Source organism: Bacillus sp. AR8-1, from assembly GCF_008042345.1.
In the GTDB taxonomy this organism is placed as follows: Bacteria; Bacillota; Bacilli; order Bacillales; family Bacillaceae_G; genus Bacillus_A; species Bacillus_A cereus.
The window spans coordinates 95,585-114,267 of sequence record NZ_QNUB01000009.1; the positions used below are offsets into that span (position 1 = coordinate 95,585).

An 18,683-nucleotide genomic window follows, 5' to 3' on the forward strand; every position below is an offset into this window, starting at 1 on the left:
ATAATTTCATCAAGTTAACATTTTAAAGGGGAAAACTACTATGAATAAAGATATAACAAAAGATAAACATCTCCCTTCTGAAAGTACAACTGTACAATCAGCTCACTTAGCTTTAAGTGGAGAAACAAAAGGCTGGAAAAGACTGTTACCATTTTTAGGACCCGCTTTTATCGCGTCCGTTGCTTATATTGATCCTGGCAACTTTGCTACAAATATCGCAGCTGGTTCACAATATGGATATTTACTATTATGGGTTATACTCGCTTCTAACTTAATGGCTGTATTAATCCAAACTTTATCGGCTAAATTAGGAATTGCTACAGGAAACAATTTACCCGAAATAGCTCGTGAAAACTTTCCAAAGCCTGTGTCTATCGGCTTATGGATACAAGGTGAACTAGTTATTATGGCTACAGATTTAGCGGAATTTATTGGAGCTGCTTTGGGGCTTTACTTACTATTTGGAATCCCGATGCTACCTGCCGCTTTAATTACAGCAGCCGGATCATTTATTATCCTTGAATTTCAACGTAGAGGATTTCGTCCACTAGAAGCTATTATTACAGGAATGATTTTCATTGTAGTAATTGCTTTTGGGATTCAAGTTTTTTATGCAAAACCAGAATTAAGTCCCCTTCTTTCAGGACTATTTATTCCAAAATTCCAAGGTGTAGACAGTATATTACTTGCAGCAGGGATTTTAGGTGCGACAGTTATGCCGCATGCAATATACTTGCATTCTGCATTAACACAACGCCGTGTGGTCGGAACAACTGACGAACAAAAGAAAAAGATTTTTCGTTTCGAATTTATCGATATTATTATTGCAATGGTTATCGCTGGAGCAATTAATGCGAGTATGTTAATTGTTGCAGCTGCACTATTTTTTAAAAATGGTATGCACGTTGAAGATTTAGATGTTGCTTACACTCAATTTACCAACTTAGTAGGTCCTATATCAGCTGCTTTGTTTGGAATTGGTCTGTTATCAGCCGGTTTATCAAGCTCTTCTGTCGGTACAATGTCAGGCGATATTATTATGCAAGGTTTCATTCGCATGCATATTCCGTTATACTTACGCCGATTTATTACAATGATTCCACCACTAGTTATTATCGCTTTAGGTGTAAATCCAACTTACGCTCTAGTCATGAGCCAAGTCGTCTTATCATTCGGTATTGCATTTGCACTAGTGCCACTTATTATGTTTACAAGTAACAAAAGGATTATGGGTGCACTCGTTAACCACCGTATAACAACATTTATCGCTTGGATAATTGCAGCACTCGTTATCGTTTTAAATATCTTCTTACTGTATCAAACATTTGTAGGGTAATGAAAAAGGGTATTCCAATTTTAATTTGGAATACCCTTTTTGGATGAAATGATTTTCTTCTAGTTACCACTTATGTATGTCCCTCTTTCCGGCATCATGACACCATTTTCAGTTCGAAAGTAAAGTGGCAATCCTTCCGCAAAAAACATACTTACCTTGGACGGATCTTGCCTTTGATGATGAATATGTAAATGTGGCTCACTTGAACTTCCTGAGTTACCGACTTGAGCAAGAAATTCTCCTTCATTTACACGTTGTCCTTCTCTAACTTTAATGGACCCTTTCTTTAAGTGGGCAAGAATCAAAAATGTCTCTGTTTCATCTATCCGTAAATATATGTAATTCCCTGCCATTGACTGAAAATCATCCAATCCGGGAATTAAATCTTTTTCATCATTATTAATTGATACAACCGTCCCAGAAGCTGGTGCCATTACTTTCGCTCCATATATTCCGTAATCCTCTAACTTACTACTTTTCACTTCAGCAGGTGGAATGAGGATATCATATGCCCACCTTTCATTTGGCTTTATAACGTGATAGTTCGTTTCTAACTGATCACCGCCCCAGCCTATTAATGCTCGTTCATTCAAAGGAACACGAACTACTGCTTTAGGACTCATAGATTGTATATCTGCTGGGTAAGCAATTCTACCTATATTAGCAAACCAACCGACAGGCCAAGCTCCAATGATAGAAAACAGAATGATTAAAAATAGCGTTCTATCTATCCGCTTTCTAAAAATGCCTTTCCAAAAAAATATTATTACTGATCCTACCAAGAGGAAAACTGAAATAAAACTAAAAGCCTGAATACTCCACCAAACAAAAACTGATGTAACACCATTAGCTACATAAACTAAGATCCAACTTATAATTAAAAAAGAAACTATAATCACTAATAAAAATTTCTTCCACATGTCGCATCCCTACTCTCATATCCTTTTTCTCAATGATACAAAGTAAAAATTACGACATATAAAAGAAATACTTACGACTTTTTTACTTTTTTATACTGCGGTAATTTCACAGTGAAAACTGTTTCTTTATCGTTACTACGTACAGTTAGATCCCCTTGATGGAGCTCGGCTATACTTTTTGAAATTGCAAGCCCCATTCCTTTCCCACCAGTATAAGAACTACGTGATTTTTCACTACGATAAAATTTCTCAAAAACGTAAGGAAGGTCCTCTTCCGGAATACATTGTCCAAAATTTTTAATTTCTACTTCAACATTCATTGTTTTATTGGAAATTCCAATTGCAATTTCCTTTCCATCTTTTCCATACATAATACTATTACCTATTATATTTTCAAATAGTCTCACTATAAGTGCCACATCAACTTCTACATACAGCACTTCATCACTTTTAATATAAAAGCTCATATTAGCATCATCTAATTGTGGTACAAAGCCAATCATGATTTGTTCAATTAATGCTTTCATATCTACTTCATCTTTATGTAATTCAATCTCTCTATAATTTATTTGACAGTATTCTAATAAATCATCTACTTGATGTTTTAATTCATAACTTTTTCGCTTTAATATACTTACATACTGTTCACATTCTTCTCCATTCGAATGGAGTTTATTTCCTAACAGGTCCGCATAACCGATTAAAGATGTTACTGGCGTTCGTAAATCATGAGAAATATTACTAATCATTTCATTTTTCATTTCCTGTGATTTTTTTTCATTCTCGATAGACTCTTTTAAACTTTTGGCCATTCTATTTACATTCGTCGCTAATTCACCAATCTCGTCATTTTTTGAAATAGGTATATGTACTTCAAAATTACCATTACTTATTTCCTTCACGTTCTTATTAATTTCAGACAATCTTTTCATCATTGTTTTTGTCATACATGCAAAGTATGTCGTAGTAAAAATCAAAAAAACTATAAAGTATAAAAATGAATATTTTTCCTCTAACGCATTAACATGACTATATATATTTCCAACTAAAATTTGAAGCACTATTATACTTACAGTCGCTAACAAGATGCTACATATGAAAGCTAAAAAAAATTTCGCCCTAATACCCTGTAAAGATCTAATCTTCAATTTTATATCCGACTCCCCAAACATTTTGTATAAACTTCGGTTCTTTTGGATTCTCTTCAATTTTATTTCTCAATCTTGCAATATGAACCATTACTGTATTATTACTTTCATAGGCTCTTTCGTTCCAAACGCTCTCATATATTTCTTCAATTGTAAACACACGATTCCTTGCGGCTGCCATTAAGTGTAAAATATCATATTCAGTTTTCGTAAGATTCATTGTTTCTCCATATAACATTACAGTTCTCGACGCTTCATCTATTTCTAAACCTCTAATATTTATTTTCTTTTCCATTACTTGGACAGCATTTTGGTTGAAATATGTATACCTTCTTAATTGAGCTTTCACTCTTGCGATAAATTCAATTGTACTGAACGGCTTCACAATATAATCATCTGCCCCAGTACTAAATCCAATTACCTTATCGACATCCGATGATTTCGCGCTTAAAAACATAATTGGTAAACTATGTTTCTCTCTAATCCTTCTACACAATTCTATCCCATCCATTTGTGGCATCATAATATCCAAAATAGCAAGTTGAATACTGTTATTATTTATTATTTCTAAAGCCTCTTCTCCGTTATGAACACTAAAAACTTTAAAACCTTCTTGCATTAGATTCACTTTTATAAATTGAACAATATCTTGATCATCATCTACAATTAAAATTGAATTTTTCTCCATATACAAACCTCTTTTTGAAATATATTCCACAATCAATTTTATCATAAATTAAAACCATACTCCCCTCTTGAATAATCTTTATTTTCAGACTAGATTATATAATAACAACACATTCTAGTTTCAAAAGAAATGGAGTGAAAGCATGTTTCCTATATTGAAAACAGACCGACTCATTTTAAGAGAACTTACGCACCGCGTATACTACAATGCTTTTCTAATACTAATGTACTGCGCTATTATGGCCAAAAACCGTTACAAGATGTTGATCAAGTGAAACAAATCATTCATAACTTTAAGTTGAGTTACAATGCAAGAAGCGGTATAAAATGGGGGATCGAATTAAAAGACAAGAAAGAACTTATCGGTACCATTGGTTTTCACGATTGGTCTTCTGAGCATAAACGAGCCAATATAAGTTATGCCTTTTTGCCTGAACACTGGGGAAAAGGATATGCGACTGAAGCTGTTTCTGAGGTTATATCATACGGTTTCCATACGATTCATTTAAAGCGGATTGGAGCAATTGTATTTCTTGAAAATGAAGCTTCCAATAAAGTATTATTAAAATTAGGTTTTGAAAAAGAAGGCGTTCTAAAAAATTATATGTATCAAAATGATATCCCATATGATACGAATTTTTACGCTTTATTAAAATCGATTTAATAGAATTCATGTGTAAAAAACTTGTTTTAGTACACTAGATATAGGTAGTGAATTTTTAATGAAGGATGCTAAGTACTATACATTATAAAACATTAAAAAAGGGCTATGAGTAAACTTTTACTCATGCCCCTTTTTATGTTCTTTTTCTGTTTTCGCAATGCTTTTGGAATATGTACGCAAAAGGCTCACTTTCCATTTAATCCCCCGTCATCGCATATGCTCTAGAACGAAATTCCCCACAAACATACCGAAACTCAAAAATACCACACTTCCCCTTATCCTTATCTGGATTACGAAGGTTTTGAAACACAGGGGAGTTTCGATAAATTTCAGCTAGCGATGTTGTTCTAATGTTCCCGGTTTTAATTACCAATACCTTATTTGGATATGTTTCTCAGTATAAAATTAAGAAATTAGGAATTTTTCATTACTCTAAAAACACGCTCTTTAACTGAAGATTATTAAATTAAGTTTTTTAAAATTATATTTTTAAAGGTTTTCAACATCATTGCCTCTTTTCTAAAACCATAAAGAAAGTACTATCTGGTAGCGCAACCGCATTCCCAGACTCATCTGTAAACTCGATTTTCTCGCTAAGATGGTTTGTATATCCATCCTGCAAATAGTTCATAGCTTGAACGATGTTTACTTTATCTCCAAAGATACTCTTTACAAAATCCTTATAATCGTTTGGCGTAAAGATTCCAAACTGCTCCTGCACTTCATGAACGAAGGAGTCCTCGCCCCAAGTATATGTATATAAGAACTCCATTGCATCGTTAACAGGCATTTTGACTGTATTTTCTGCAATTACTTCATACTGGATTGTACGCCCCTTAAATTCATGGGCATACTGCTCTAAGAACTTCATTCCATCTGCATCTTTAAAACGAATCAACCGCATTAACTTTTTATCTTCGGTCATGATGCCATCACGAATGATAATACGACCTCCTCGCTTTAACACCTTATAGGCACTCTGCAGCCCCTTTTTAATAACTTCATGATTGAATTTCTTACCTTCATACTCGATATAAGAGAACAGCTCATGAAGGATAGAAGAATATACAATCGTATCAACCGATTCTTGTTCAAACGAGCTGCTTAAGTTGATTGCATCTCCTTTAATGACGTCCCAAGAACGCCCTTCGTTCTGCTTCTTCTTTTTCAACGTATCAATCACGTTTTCAGAAATATCGATACCGTAGATTCGTTTATTCTCGGTCTCTTCTTCAATCATGTCTAGCATGACACCACCACCAGCTCCGACATCTACAATCGTATCTCCCTTTATATAATCAAGAATAATTCGTTTATCATCAGCCGAGCTATTCATATGCTCCAAATACACTTCTTCGTTATGGAATCTATCATATGCATCCTTTCGTAACCCGAAGAAATCAAACAGCAGCACATTTGCCCGAGCATGCATCATATCTATCTTTTCTGCCTCTACACAGAAGGTAATTAACGCCTCACCTACAGCAGAAAACTGAAACGACACATACGCAGTCTTCATATCTTCATCGACTTTAACCTTAAAAGAAACATGCGTTGTATTCGGTTTCTCGTTCTCACGGTACTCCCGTAGATACTTCTCAATAACCCGCTTACGATACACGTTGTCCTTTTTTTCGCCTTTAAAATCATAATGCAGCTGTTGCATCAATTTCTCGAAATGTATATGCTGAACTTTTCTAGTGCCTATCTCATTCTTTAACATAACAAAAACTGTCCAAATATCCTCAAAGCTAAGAGCATGCATAGACGGTTCTACATACCATAAATCCTTATCAAATAAGAATGTTTGAACGTCACTCTTCTCGCTCCCCATAATTATATCTTTTTCAAATGCTGACTCCTTATGTTTTGGCGTGAGTCTATGTATGCGAGAAGTAAATGGTTCCATATAACCATCAAACAAACCATCAATTGTAATCTTCACATCGTTCTTCACTTCACTCCACAAAGCTTTTGATACGCCCTCAATAATGCATTGGTTAAGATAGTATAGAATCTCCTTTAACCTAACGTCTCCGTATTCTTCTTTATATGTGTTAATTAAATCAATATGGGAGTCCAAACGAGCCTCTCCGCGGATATACTGCCCGATTAATCCATGTGTTCTAATTAAATCTCGAATAAACAAATATTCAATAGCGTTTAAGTTTGTCTCTACACGTTCAATAAACTGAATGTCACTAAAGATATCAGCAGAACCCTCATTATGTACCAATAGATTAATCCCTTTTTTCTTCCATTGCTCCCGCTGTTTTAAAGATCCTACCTTTGCAAGTTCACTATACGTTAGTACCTTTTCAATAATATGATACGCTTCTTCAGCTAAAGGCAATCCATCTAGCACTTGCAGCGTACGGTGTACATAGTACAACACTGCATCTGTTTTTAATGCACCAAGTGCTTGTACATTCTCATAGTTTTGATGTATCTCCTCTGCCTCAATTAGATGTTTTAACCACGTAGGGATTGCAACAGAAATCCCTTCAATGTATGTATTTAGAACTTCAATGCTTTTCAACTTATTTCCCTCCATATATAATCAATATCTGTAGTAAAGTCTGGGACACCTTCTCCAAAAAGAGCATCACCTTATGTCCCTCCCCCTAAATACTACTACTTGCTTTTTACCATCTACATCTCTTTCGAATAAAAATGCATCAAACCCAGTCTTTTTATCATGTAAAAGAGAGATATCAATTTCGTTACTAACATGCCAAGGTTGTAACATATTCTTTTGTTCATCTCTTATTTTAACTTCATTTGTTTTAACAGAATCAACTGAAAATGGAAAAGGCAAGCGGGTGCACTCCACTTGCCATTTTTTCATAGCTTAGTATGTATTTGAATTTCTTTTGCTTTCTCTTTTTCACCCTTCACGCGTACAATTAAATCATATGATCCGGATTTTGGAGCTTCAAAAGAAAGCAAACCTTCTTTTTGAGAAGTGATTTCTTCTTCATAAATAACCTTATCATCTTTTGTAACTTGTAATAAAATTGTACCTTCTTCAACAGCTGCTTCATAAGGGATTTCCACATTTCCTTTTTCAGCTTTAAGCGTTTGTACATCGTAATACCCTTGCAGAGAACCAATTTTCAAAGTCGTTTCGCCATTTTTTTGAACCTTTGTAACTTGTGTTGCTGTATTGCACGCACTTAACAATACAACAAGAGTGAGAATCATAAATAAACGTAATGATTTCATAGAAATTCCCCTTTTTTTATGTATATGAGAATTAAAATCCATTCTTTAACTATTTCAAAAACACCAACACCTAAAAAGAATCACTGCTTTTCTTCAATTTCTTTTTTAAATAATTTTTGAAACTCTAATTCTGTTTCATTAATAAAACCAAGATGTAACACACTAGAAATATCTTCATGATTCAAGAAGAAATTGTACTCTGAAGAAATATTACCATGAGGGAAATAACAACATACATAATCCCATGTTGTTTTTGTTTCAGAATCCATTTGTCTTCTTCCATAAACCATTAATGGATGTTCCCAATCTTTAAACATTACAACAGAACCTATTGGAAGTAATTCTAACTCTAAATTTTGTCCCATCTTATTTCCCACCTCTTAAAATAGCTTTTTTTACAATAAAATACATAATAGAGAATAGTAAACAAGCTCCAATTGTACCGAAAGTTGCAATTGAAATTTTCCCTGCTAATGATTCATTTGGATCTAATGCATTAGGTAAAACTGTCCCAAAAATTGCAATGCAAGCTAATATAACCATAAAATATTTTAAAATTTTCACTTTCTTATTCATACTAATTTTCCCCTTTATTCTTTAATAGCAAATTCTCCACCAAATCCCCATAAACCTACACCAGGACCAAATGGTACATGGAATTTCACTCCACTTTTTCCAGCTTCTAAAGATCCCCCGACTGTCCCAAGTGACGCCGATCCTCCAATTTGTAATTTTTTATCAGAAAATGGAAGTGGGATTTTTATAGCACTCTCATATTTTACCAGAGTAGCTTCAGCTCCTATATGTAAATTCCCATTTTCTACATGAGCACCTAACTCTGCAGTAGCAAGTGCTACTTTAGCTTCAGCTCCCACATTAGATCCTTTAATATTCTCTAGTTCTATTCCAGCTTGAGCTACCGTAAAACCAGCCATTGGTCCAAAAGTTTGTTCCCTCTTGTTTTTATCTTTCACATCAAATTTATCATAAGTACGAGAACTTACAAATGGCTCAGCTTCAACTGTAAGCCCCTTAATAAATAGACCACCAGTTCCCTTTTCATCTACAAGTGATTTTTCATATTTTTCACCATTAATTACATAACCAATTCCTTTTACAACTACTCCAGCTCCCGCTTCAACTGCTGACTTTGAATTCATCAAAAGTGAATCATTTTTAGAGTTTTTAGACGAGTATTCCATATCAGCTTTTTCAAATTTCTCTGCTATACGAAGTAATTCATCTTCTATTTGCTTTATAATATTAAGAAAAGATTCATGTGCTTTATTCATTCTAGGTAGATCATTATAAAAACTTAAACTGGAAGCACCAACCCATCTCATTTGAAGCTTTAATAATTCCCCTTGAATTTTAAAATGACGATCTGATTCTATATTACTAGCATATTTAAAATTCTTTGCAATTCTTCTCAATTCTTCCGGTCTAACTTGTATATTCCCCATGGATATCCCCCTATCCCAATAACGCATTCAAAAAATTTCATCACACAAATTTTTAATCCTAATCATTAAAAACCCTACTTTTTCTTACTTTAATTGTTTCTAAAATGTAGAAAAGAATCCCTAAACCAAATATCTTTTCAGCATTAGAAATATTATTACCTAATTTAATAATAGGTACATTTAATCCGAATCTTTCGCTCCATTCCAAAGGCATATATCCTCTTTTACAGTTTATTAATATCCGGTTATCCATTGTCCGAAAAGAAGTTTCGAAAAAATCAAATTCAACTTCTACTTCACAAATTTTCATCTCTTTTTCATTCATTAAAGAACCACGTACCATTCCAAATCCTTGTATCATATTTTCTTTAAACATCCCTACACAATTATAATTTGAGTCATAAATAGCCCAATCATAGTTTTCAACTTCACTATGAAAATATGCAAGAATTTCCCCATCCTTTGCTTCCAATCCAACAACTTGCTTGTTTTTTAAAAAAGGTAATTTTGAAGAAATTATATCAGTTGGAACTATAGTTGTTCCTACTATATAGGCGCCATCGGGAGTATATAAACCGTAATGTTTATTATTTTGAGGTAATTCTAGTAAAACATAAGTATCAATATCCCAAAACTTCAAATCATTTTTAGCTATATTCTCTTTTAATAAATTCCCTTTTCTTAATTGCCAAAATCCAATTCCCCCAAAAACAAACGAAGCTATAACCATAAATATTATTTCTCCCCAATTAACATCACTCCAACTATTATACAGACAATATAATCCAAAGAGAAAAATCCCTGTCCCAATTAAACACTTAAACCGTCCCCTTTTTTTATAATACTCAAATAATTCCACACAAACACCTCTATCAAATCATCTTAATACCCCAAATTACCTTTTAAGTATACCAAGGACAAAATATATAATCTAATATTTTTTTTATATAATTAAAAACAAACATAGTTACAGAAAAAGAATGTTTGTATGCTGATCTGTACTACATTTCCTTATTCCTTGTATGCTATATTTCTATTCTTCTTTTTACTTAAACAAACTGCTCAATCTTATTTGTTGCAACTTCTTATGAATGTGTACCTACAATTTTGCATTTATCTTCTTTATATGCAGGGAACACCACCAAAGGATTTCCCTGCCCCCTGTAAAAAAAACCTTACTTTTAAAAAGTAAGGTTTTTTGTATTTATTCATTAGCAATATAAGCATTCTTATAAGTATAAATACCACCAAATTGATGCTTTTCAATTCCTTTTACATAATCCTTTTGTACATATGCTGAGCCAATATGATAAAGCGGCGCCACCGCAGCATCTTCTAATAATACCTGCTCGGCTTCTCGCAACGCTTCCCATCGTTTTTCCGTATCTAGTACAAAATCCGTTTTCGCTTTCTTTATTAATTCATCGTAACGAACATTAGAATAATTCATTTTATTATTCGGATTCCCTGTCGTAAATAACTCTAAATAACTAATTGGGTCTTTATAGTCAGGTCCCCAATTTGCCATAGTTATATCGTAATCACCTATTTGTTCTAACTGTAATTTTTGCTTAAATGGCTGTTGTTTAATTTGTATCGTTAACCCTTGCAAATTCTTCTCTAAATCACCTTTTATATATTCTGCCATACGTATTGCGTTATCTTGTTCGAACGTTAAGAACTCTAGGTTTACTTGTTCTACCCCAAGCTCTTTTTTCGCTTCTTCCCAAAGTTTTTTCGCATTTTGCAAATCATATGAGGAAATATCTCCATTTTCTTTTCTAAAATCTTTACCAGTCACTTCATTTACATGACCAACTGGTACAAGTCCACTTGCAGGTTTTGCTCCGTTATTAATAAAGTGAGCAACGAAATCATCTTTATTTAACGCTAATGAAATAGATTGACGCACCTTTTTATTTGCTAACGCGTTATTTTTTTCATTAAAACGAAGCATAGCAATTCCAGGATCACTCGACATATGTAATTCCTTATTCCCTTTATACTTGTCTACAACTTGCGAATTAATAGGTACTCGATCTAAATCTCCGGCTTCATATAAATTTACAGCTGTCATTGTATCCTTTACGATATGAAAGTTTATTTCGTCTAATTTCACTTTCTTTCGATCCCAATATGTAGCATTCTTCTTTAATTGAAACTCTTGTTCATGCTTCCATTTTTCTAATACAAATGGACCGTTATATATGAGATTACTAGGTTCCAATGCATAATTGTTTCCTTGTTCTTTCAAAAATGATTCATGCTGTGGTAAGTATATAGGTAGTGCTAACAACTGTAAAAAATACGGAATTGACTGTTCGAGTTCAACTTCTAACGTATAATTATTTATCGCTTTAACCCCAAGTGCATCAAGAGGCATTGTTCCCTTATTGATCTCTTTCGCATTTTTTACATAAAAGAGCATGGACGCATATTGAGAGGCTGTTTCAGGGTTAATTGCACGTTTCCAAGCAAATATAAAATCATTTGCTGTTACATTATCCCCATTTGACCATTTTGCATCTTTACGCAAGTCAAATGTATATTTCTTACCATCTTCACTTCTTTTAAACGATTTTGCTATGGCTGGAGTAGGCTGATCTTGATCGTTTAATACATATAACCCTTCAAATATATTCTGCATAATGTGTGCTGATGTACCATCTGTTGTTTTCACAGTGTCCAGAGAAGGAATTTCTTCTGATACTGTTACATTTAACACTTGTTTTTTAACCTCTATGTCACTTTTATCCGCTTTATTATTACAAGCTGTTAATAATAAAGATGTAACAAGTGCCATTACCATTAAATGGCTCTTTTTTCGCTTCATGAGTTGTTCTCCTTAAATATAAAATATTATAAAGCGTAATATATTATAGCAGAAATACTAACAGAAAGATGCGACATTCTTTTGAATATTTATTCGTTCAAGAAAAAAACTATCCTTTTAAAAGGATATGGATTACCTTGGAATCTTTTCGATTTTTAACGAAAAAAACATATAAACTAATAGGAGCTTAACTTTTCCTCAATAAAATCGAATTTAATTGTCGCTTCAATACATACTTTCTATTTTATAGCATCTAAATACCACAATACCAAATTAACATTTACGGATATTTTACGAAACTTTCGGAAATTAAGACGAATATTCTGGACTTATCGTTCCGGAATATTTATACTAAGTTACATGAATGGAGGTGTTATAAATTGGGTAGAAGTATTAATTTTAACAAAGAACACGCTTTAAATAAAGCTATGCATTTATTCTGGGAAAAAGGTTATGATGCTACATATATATCAGATCTTATTGAAACGATGGGTATAAGTCGATCTACTCTCTACGATAGCTTTGGAGATAAGGATGCACTATTTAAACTAGTTTTGGAACATTATAAAAATTATGGCTCTCAAAAGAGAAATTTACTTTTTAGTGGTATAAACACAAAAGCATCACTTAAATCCTTTTTTTATCAACATATTGAAAAATGTTATTCAGGTGAAATTCCAAAAGGTTGTATGATAACTAATTCTTCACTGCTTATTGGACAAATTGACCCTGCCATAGAAGAAATACTCATAAATGATTTTAATGAACTTGAAAAAGTATTTAAGCAAGTTATCGAAGAAGGAAAAAAGAAAGGAGAAATTTCACAAGAGGTTGATACTGAATTAGTTGCATATTCTTTATTAAGTTTAAATCATAGTTTGAATGTAATGTCTAAATATAAAAAAGAGAAAAATTCAGCCTATCATCTAGTAGATAAGACTATTGCAGACCTATAGTCTTTCTTTTTTAATGATTTCGGAATGAACGTTCCAAAAAGAAAGGAATGATAAAATTGACTAAAAAGACAAATTTTCTAATATTTATTTTAGCAATTAGTTGTGGTTCACTTGCTGCAAATATTTATTATGCACAACCAATTGTACAATTCATTGCAAAAGATCTGAACATTTCTTCTGATTTATCTGGATTGCTCACTACTTTGACACAAATTGGGTATGGATTGGGGTTATTTTTTATCGTACCGATCGCTGACTTATTGAAAAGTAAGAAAATAATAGGAATTCTTATCGGGCTAACTATTTTTTCATTAATTGGTACGCTAATTTCGACAAACGGAATTATTTTTTTACTATTAACAACTATAATTGGCATTGGGGCCTGTGCAGCTCAAATGTTAGTTCCACTAACAATGAGAATCGTGCCAATTGAAGAGGCAGGTAAATATGTGGGTAAAGTGATGAGTGGTTTATTGATTGGGATTATGATTGCTCGCCCATTATCTATCGGAATAACAGAGTGGTTTGGCTGGAGAATGGTATTTCTTTTTTCATTAATAACCCTAGTTACCGTATTACTGTTAATTCTAAAATTTTTACCCAACTATGAAGTTATCTCAACTAGTAACATGACATATCCAAATTTAATAACTTCTATGGTAAAGCTACTAATAAATACTTCTCCTTTACAACAAAGAGCTTTTTATCACGCATGTTTATTTGCTGCATTTAGCCTTTATTGGACAGCTATTCCAATTTTATTAAGATCAGAGCCATTACATTTTTCAAATAATGAAATTGCATTATTTGGCTTTGTTGCAATTGCTGGAGCTTTATTAACTCCTACTATTGGTAAAATAGCAGATAAAGGTTATATTTTTACAATGACTAATGTATCAATGGCACTCGTACTATTATCGATCGTACTATTATTCTTTGTTCAAGATCATTCACTATTTAGCATAATTTTAATTCTTATCTCAGGTATCTGCATTGATATTGGTGTAGCAGGAAATTTATTATTAGGTCAAAAAATTATCTTTGGTTTGAATCCCGAGATAAGAAACAGACTTAATGGATTATATATGACTATTTTCTTTTTGGGAGGAGCCTTTGGTTCATGGATTGGAAGTTATACTTACTATAAATTTAATAGTGAAGTAACTTTACTCATTGGAGCTGCTTTACCTTTAATCGCCTTAATAGTTCATTTAATACACAATAATACAATAAGTTTATTAAAAACCAAAAATAAATACATGTCCTAACTATCAATGTACTCTAAAACTAGCGTCAACATCTAATTTTTTGGGTAGTGTTAGCATTATCACTTCTGTTGCAAAGTTTTAAAAAATATAGTGAGGTTTACAAATTAGAAATAGGCTGTGGAGAAGATTCTCTCCACAGCCTAAAAAAGTTATCTTTGTAAACCTCGTTTATAACGACTTGCTTCAAATATAATACGCTCTTCATCTAACGTTTTACATTCACCATTCCAAACGACACGTTTTCCGTTAATAATTACATCGCTTATATCTTTACCACTCGCAGCATATACAAGGTGTGATAACACTTCATCTGCTGGTTGTAGATGCGGCTTGTTAGACGGGTCAATCGTAATAAAATCAGCACACTTACCAGCTTCTAGTGACCCTGTTTGTTTCATCCCGATTACTTCCGCAGCTCCTTTTGTCGCAAGAGAAAGAGCTGTTTCAACTGGTAATGCTGTTGCATCTTGGTGAATACCTTTTTGTAATAAAGTCGCTATGCGCATTTCTTCAAACATGTCTAAATTATTGTTAGATGCAACACTATCTGTTGCAATTCCTACTTTTATTCCTGCTTCTAGCATCGCTTTTACATTCGCTATACCAGAACCTAGTTTTAAATTACTATTCGGATTATGAGCTACTCGAACATCATGTTCTGCTAAAAATGCACGCTCATCATCATTTAATACTACACCGTGTGCAATAACTGTTGGGCGTTTAAACAATCCGCAGCTCGCTGCATATTCTACTGGACGTTTTCCGTACTGTGCTTCAATATCACGTACTTCACGCTCTGTTTCAGAAAGGTGGATATGAACCATTGTTTGATTCTCTACTGCAATACGAGCACACTCTTCTAACAATTCTGTACTACATGTATATGGACTATGTGGTGCAACCATCGTAGTTAACATGCCACTTTCTTTATAATAACGCTTCACATATTTCTCAGCTTCTTCAATCGCTTTCTTTTCATCGTCTTTCGTTCCGAAGCTAAATAAAGTCCTTGAAACAGCAGCTCGCATCCCGCTCCTTGATACCGTTTCCATAATTGCGTCTTGATCTACTCCAATTGGATTAAACATGTCAGAGAATGATGTTGTACCACTTTTTACCATCTCAAGTAATCCTAATTCCGTACTAGCGACCGCAATTTGGGGAGTAAATTGACTTTCCAGTGGCCAAATTCTCGTCTCAAGCCATGGCTGTAATAACATATCATCTCCAATACCTCTTAGGAGACTCATTACAACGTGTGTATGTGTATTTACAAGCCCTGGTAAAACCCACTTTCCTTTCATGTCAATTACTTCATCTACTTCAAAATCATTTGCAAATTCTCCGCTCTTTACATCTATAATTTGATCATTTTCTACAATGATATATCCATTTTCTATCACTTCGTTTTGTTCATTCATCGTTACAATTGTAGCGTTTACATAAGTTGTTTTCAAAAGTATTTCCCCTTTCAACTCTATGAAGTTCCCTTTAATAAGTTACCACCATTATAGTAACTTATTAAAGATTAAGAGTCAAAAGATAATTTTAATTCTTTCGTTATTTTTCCCTTCAAAATGCTATATTGTTTTTCATTTGTATCTGCAAATGCTTCTTCCCGATTTGACTTTTCATCCATATAATTCAATTTCCCATTGAATTGAGACTCTGTAAAATCAAATCTCTGCCCATCTATAAAGTTATAAAAGTGCCATACCTCTCTTACTTTTGTCTTTTTAATTTCTCCTCCGTATATGTCTTGAACGACAAGAGCTGTAACACCACATTGTCCCTTTGCTGGGTTTTCAATTGTCCACTTTGAACTCGTTTCAATCGACCACGATTTTATTAGTGCTTCATATATTCTTTTTTCCTTTACATCATCCATTCTAATCTTCCCCTACTATTAATAGTTTTACACATCATATTTCAAAAGAGGCAGTACACGACCCTTAAAGACAGTTGATGGTGTCTCTCCTATTAACTGTGCTCCCATTTTCAAGTAATATCCTTTTGCATTCGGATCACTATCAATTGTAAAACTTTTTAATCCTAGTTCATTGGCTTTTTCTATTACATACTCCCAAAGTATTTTCCCGTAACCTTTTCCTTTGTAATGAGGATGAATGTACAAGAAATCGAGAGCTTTATCATTACGTAAAAATGAGAAAAAACCAATCTTCGCATTATCGTTTTCTAAAACATATACAAAATTATTTTTTATGTACTCTTCCGTAATTGTTAAATCTTCCTTACAAGCAAGTATGAATTCTTCACTATAATTCCACGTTGCTTTTGAATGTAGTGCGAGTTCACTTAATTCATTTGCTTCACTTAATAATGCTTCTCTTATCTTCATGATTCTTTTTCCTCACTTTCAATATGTACACTACTAAATTGATTCGGAAAGCACTTCAAAAAAACCTTTAATTTCCATAAATTAGAAATTAATTTTATAAATCTTTATTATAATCAGTACGATTTTCAACAATTTTTTTAAAGAAAAAGAACGCCATCCCTAAAAGTTGGCGTTCTCTTTTTCTAAAATTTAATCTTCAAGCTCACTCATTCGTTTTACTATTTCTTACGATACAAACCTATACAGTTTCTACTACCGCTTCAAGCATTGTTCCATTTTTAGCATAGTTCGTATGCCAAGAAAAAGCTTTTTCTAAAATATGAGGAGTTTGTCCACCTCTTATTTTTGCTTCTTCGTAATAAGCTCGTAGCTGGGCACGATACATTGGATGTACGCAATTCTCAATAATAAGTTCCACTCTTTCTCTTGGCGCAAGTCCCCTTAAGTCAGCATACCCCTGTTCAGTGACGATAACATCTACATCATGTTCAGTATGGTCTACATGAGAAACGAAAGGAACGATGCTTGAAATGTTACCACCTTTCGCAATCGATTTAGTAACAAAGATAGCTAAGCGAGCATTTCTTGCAAAATCACCAGACCCACCAATACCATTCATCATTTTTGTACCTAAAACGTGAGTAGAGTTAACATTTCCGTATATATCTAATTCTAATGCAGTATTAATTGAGATTAATCCAAGGCGACGAATAATTTCAGGATGATTGGAAATCTCTTGTGGACGCATCATTAATTTGTCACGATATTTTTCAAAGTTAGAAAATACTTGTTGCATTTTCTCTTCAGAAAGCGTGATAGAACAACAAGAAGCAAAATTGACTTTTCCAGCATCCATAAGATCAAAAACTGCATCTTGTAAAACCTCGGAATATACTTCTAAATCTTCAAATTCTGAATCTAACATTCCATGCAATACGGCGTTAGCCACTGAACCAATTCCTGATTGTAACGGCGCTAAACGATTTGTTAATCGGCCTACTTTGACTTCTTCTCGAAGGAATTCTATTAAATGCTGTGCCATAATAACAGTTTCTTCATCCGGAGGAACAATTGTCGATGGCGAATCCAATTGATTCGTAAACACAATTCCCTTTACTTTTTCAGGATCAATTGGAATACCGATTGTTCCAATTCGGTCATCTGTTTTCACAAGCGGAATTGGAAGCCTCTCCCCTTGTTTACCTGGTTCATATAGATCATGTAGCCCCTCTAATTGCGCGGATTGAGCCATATTCATTTCAATAATAATAGACTTAGCATTTAAGGAAAACGCTAAGGAATTTCCAATTGAAGTGGTTGGAATAATCATTCCGTCCTCTGTAATCGCAACCGCTTCCAAAATGGCGAAATCTATATCCAGAACGTCAGCACGGAGTAACTCTGCTGTATGAGACAAGTGTTGATCCACAAATAAAAAGTCTCCGTTATTAATTCCTTTTCGCATAGTCGCGTCAGCTTGGAAAGGTAATCTTTTCCCTAAAATTCCTGCCTCAGCAAATAATTTGTCTACATCCGATCCTAAAGAAGCCCCAGTATAAACATTTACTTTAAAAGATTCATCATTCTTAACTCGGTTTACAAGCGCAAATGGGACTGCTTTTACATCACCTGCACGTGTAAACCCACTTAAGCCTAAAGTCATTCCACTTTGAATCCAGTAAGCTGCTTCTTCAGGTGTAACTACCCGATCTTTTAGACGTTGATCTCTGATTCTATCTAAATTGTTCTCCATATGTAATCCCTCTCTCATTGAATATTCATAATTATTTTACACATTAACACTATCAAAATAGGGATTTTAGT

The 18,683-nt window shown here is 33.5% G+C and carries 18 protein-coding genes and 2 pseudogenes; 4 read left to right on the forward strand and 16 right to left on the reverse strand.

Translation table 11 applies throughout. From position 1 onward, the window contains the following. Positions 1–40 precede the first annotated feature (40 nt). Positions 41–1,336, forward strand: coding sequence for an Nramp family divalent metal transporter (locus tag DN400_RS05930; RefSeq protein WP_147801574.1), 1,296 nt, complete (start codon positions 41–43; stop codon positions 1,334–1,336). A gap of 59 nt (positions 1,337–1,395) precedes the next feature. Here DN400_RS05930 and DN400_RS05935 read toward each other — a convergent pair whose 3' ends face one another. From DN400_RS05935 to DN400_RS05945, 3 genes are all read right to left on the reverse strand, one after another. After that, on the reverse strand, positions 1,396–2,256 hold the full coding sequence (locus DN400_RS05935) for a M23 family metallopeptidase (protein WP_087875191.1): 861 nt from the start codon (positions 2,254–2,256) through the stop codon (positions 1,396–1,398). Between the two features lie 71 nt (positions 2,257–2,327). Then, positions 2,328–3,428, reverse strand: a complete 1,101-nt coding sequence (locus DN400_RS05940) for a HAMP domain-containing sensor histidine kinase (protein WP_147801575.1) — start codon at positions 3,426–3,428, stop codon at positions 2,328–2,330. Next, a complete protein-coding gene (locus DN400_RS05945; protein ID WP_147801576.1) occupies positions 3,394–4,092 on the reverse strand; it encodes a response regulator transcription factor in 699 nt (232 codons plus the stop codon). Before DN400_RS05945 ends, DN400_RS05940 begins: the two co-directional genes overlap by 35 nt. Positions 4,093–4,234: 142 nt before the next feature. Here DN400_RS05945 and DN400_RS05950 point away from each other — a divergent pair. After that, positions 4,235–4,755, forward strand: a pseudogene (locus DN400_RS05950) (GNAT family N-acetyltransferase). A 92-nt stretch (positions 4,756–4,847) separates the two neighbouring features. Here DN400_RS05950 and DN400_RS05955 read toward each other — a convergent pair. The 9 genes and pseudogenes from DN400_RS05955 to DN400_RS05995 form a co-directional block, all read right to left on the reverse strand. Next, positions 4,848–5,143 (reverse strand): annotated as a pseudogene (locus tag DN400_RS05955) (hypothetical protein); the annotation flags it as partial. 117 nt (positions 5,144–5,260) lie between these two features. Beyond that, a complete protein-coding gene (locus DN400_RS05960; RefSeq protein ID WP_139213207.1) occupies positions 5,261–7,294 on the reverse strand; it encodes a class I SAM-dependent methyltransferase in 2,034 nt (677 codons plus the stop codon). A 66-nt stretch (positions 7,295–7,360) separates the two neighbouring features. Next, positions 7,361–7,573, reverse strand: a complete 213-nt coding sequence (locus tag DN400_RS05965; RefSeq protein WP_139213206.1) for a hypothetical protein — start codon at positions 7,571–7,573, stop codon at positions 7,361–7,363. A 26-nt stretch (positions 7,574–7,599) separates the two neighbouring features. Continuing rightward, positions 7,600–7,980 (reverse strand): BA_1872 family lipoprotein, encoded by a 381-nt coding sequence (locus DN400_RS05970; RefSeq protein WP_000838921.1) that lies wholly within the window; start codon positions 7,978–7,980, stop codon positions 7,600–7,602. An 80-nt stretch (positions 7,981–8,060) separates the two neighbouring features. Next, positions 8,061–8,345, reverse strand: coding sequence for a DUF4176 domain-containing protein (locus tag DN400_RS05975; RefSeq protein ID WP_000531359.1), 285 nt, complete (start codon positions 8,343–8,345; stop codon positions 8,061–8,063). 1 nt (position 8,346) lies between these two features. Next, entirely contained in the window at positions 8,347–8,556 is a 210-nt protein-coding gene (locus DN400_RS05980; RefSeq protein WP_001036914.1) for a hypothetical protein, read from the reverse strand. A 14-nt stretch (positions 8,557–8,570) separates the two neighbouring features. After that, positions 8,571–9,443 carry a WXG100 family type VII secretion target gene (locus tag DN400_RS05985; protein WP_023521673.1) on the reverse strand — a complete coding sequence of 291 codons (873 nt, stop codon included), beginning with the start codon at positions 9,441–9,443 and terminating at the stop codon, positions 8,571–8,573. A 58-nt stretch (positions 9,444–9,501) separates the two neighbouring features. Beyond that, entirely contained in the window at positions 9,502–10,302 is an 801-nt protein-coding gene (locus tag DN400_RS05990; RefSeq protein WP_139213205.1) for an ABC transporter ATP-binding protein, read from the reverse strand. Positions 10,303–10,647: 345 nt separating this feature from the next. Then, on the reverse strand, positions 10,648–12,276 hold the full coding sequence (locus DN400_RS05995; protein ID WP_065228631.1) for a peptide ABC transporter substrate-binding protein: 1,629 nt from the start codon (positions 12,274–12,276) through the stop codon (positions 10,648–10,650). Positions 12,277–12,656: 380 nt separating this feature from the next. On the opposite strand from DN400_RS05995, the gene DN400_RS06000 reads away from it, so the two are divergent. Together DN400_RS06000 and DN400_RS06005 are read left to right on the forward strand one after the other, a co-directional pair. After that, positions 12,657–13,232 carry a TetR/AcrR family transcriptional regulator gene (locus DN400_RS06000; protein ID WP_098907987.1) on the forward strand — a complete coding sequence of 192 codons (576 nt, stop codon included), beginning with the start codon at positions 12,657–12,659 and terminating at the stop codon, positions 13,230–13,232. Between the two features lie 47 nt (positions 13,233–13,279). Next, positions 13,280–14,500 carry an MFS transporter gene (locus DN400_RS06005; RefSeq protein ID WP_080017572.1) on the forward strand — a complete coding sequence of 407 codons (1,221 nt, stop codon included), beginning with the start codon at positions 13,280–13,282 and terminating at the stop codon, positions 14,498–14,500. A gap of 149 nt (positions 14,501–14,649) precedes the next feature. Here the strand turns inward: DN400_RS06005 and DN400_RS06010 are convergent, their stop codons facing one another. From DN400_RS06010 to DN400_RS06025, 4 genes are all read right to left on the reverse strand, one after another. After that, a complete protein-coding gene (locus tag DN400_RS06010; protein WP_002153101.1) occupies positions 14,650–15,975 on the reverse strand; it encodes a bifunctional S-methyl-5'-thioadenosine deaminase/S-adenosylhomocysteine deaminase in 1,326 nt (441 codons plus the stop codon). A 53-nt stretch (positions 15,976–16,028) separates the two neighbouring features. Beyond that, entirely contained in the window at positions 16,029–16,388 is a 360-nt protein-coding gene (locus tag DN400_RS06015; protein ID WP_097853459.1) for a YunG family protein, read from the reverse strand. Between the two features lie 27 nt (positions 16,389–16,415). Beyond that, complete coding sequence (locus DN400_RS06020; protein ID WP_000701896.1) at positions 16,416–16,859, reverse strand: GNAT family N-acetyltransferase; 444 nt, start codon at positions 16,857–16,859, stop codon at positions 16,416–16,418. 238 nt (positions 16,860–17,097) lie between these two features. Further along, entirely contained in the window at positions 17,098–18,612 is a 1,515-nt protein-coding gene (locus DN400_RS06025) for an acetyl-CoA hydrolase/transferase family protein (protein ID WP_098850720.1), read from the reverse strand. Positions 18,613–18,683: the final 71 nt, after the last annotated feature.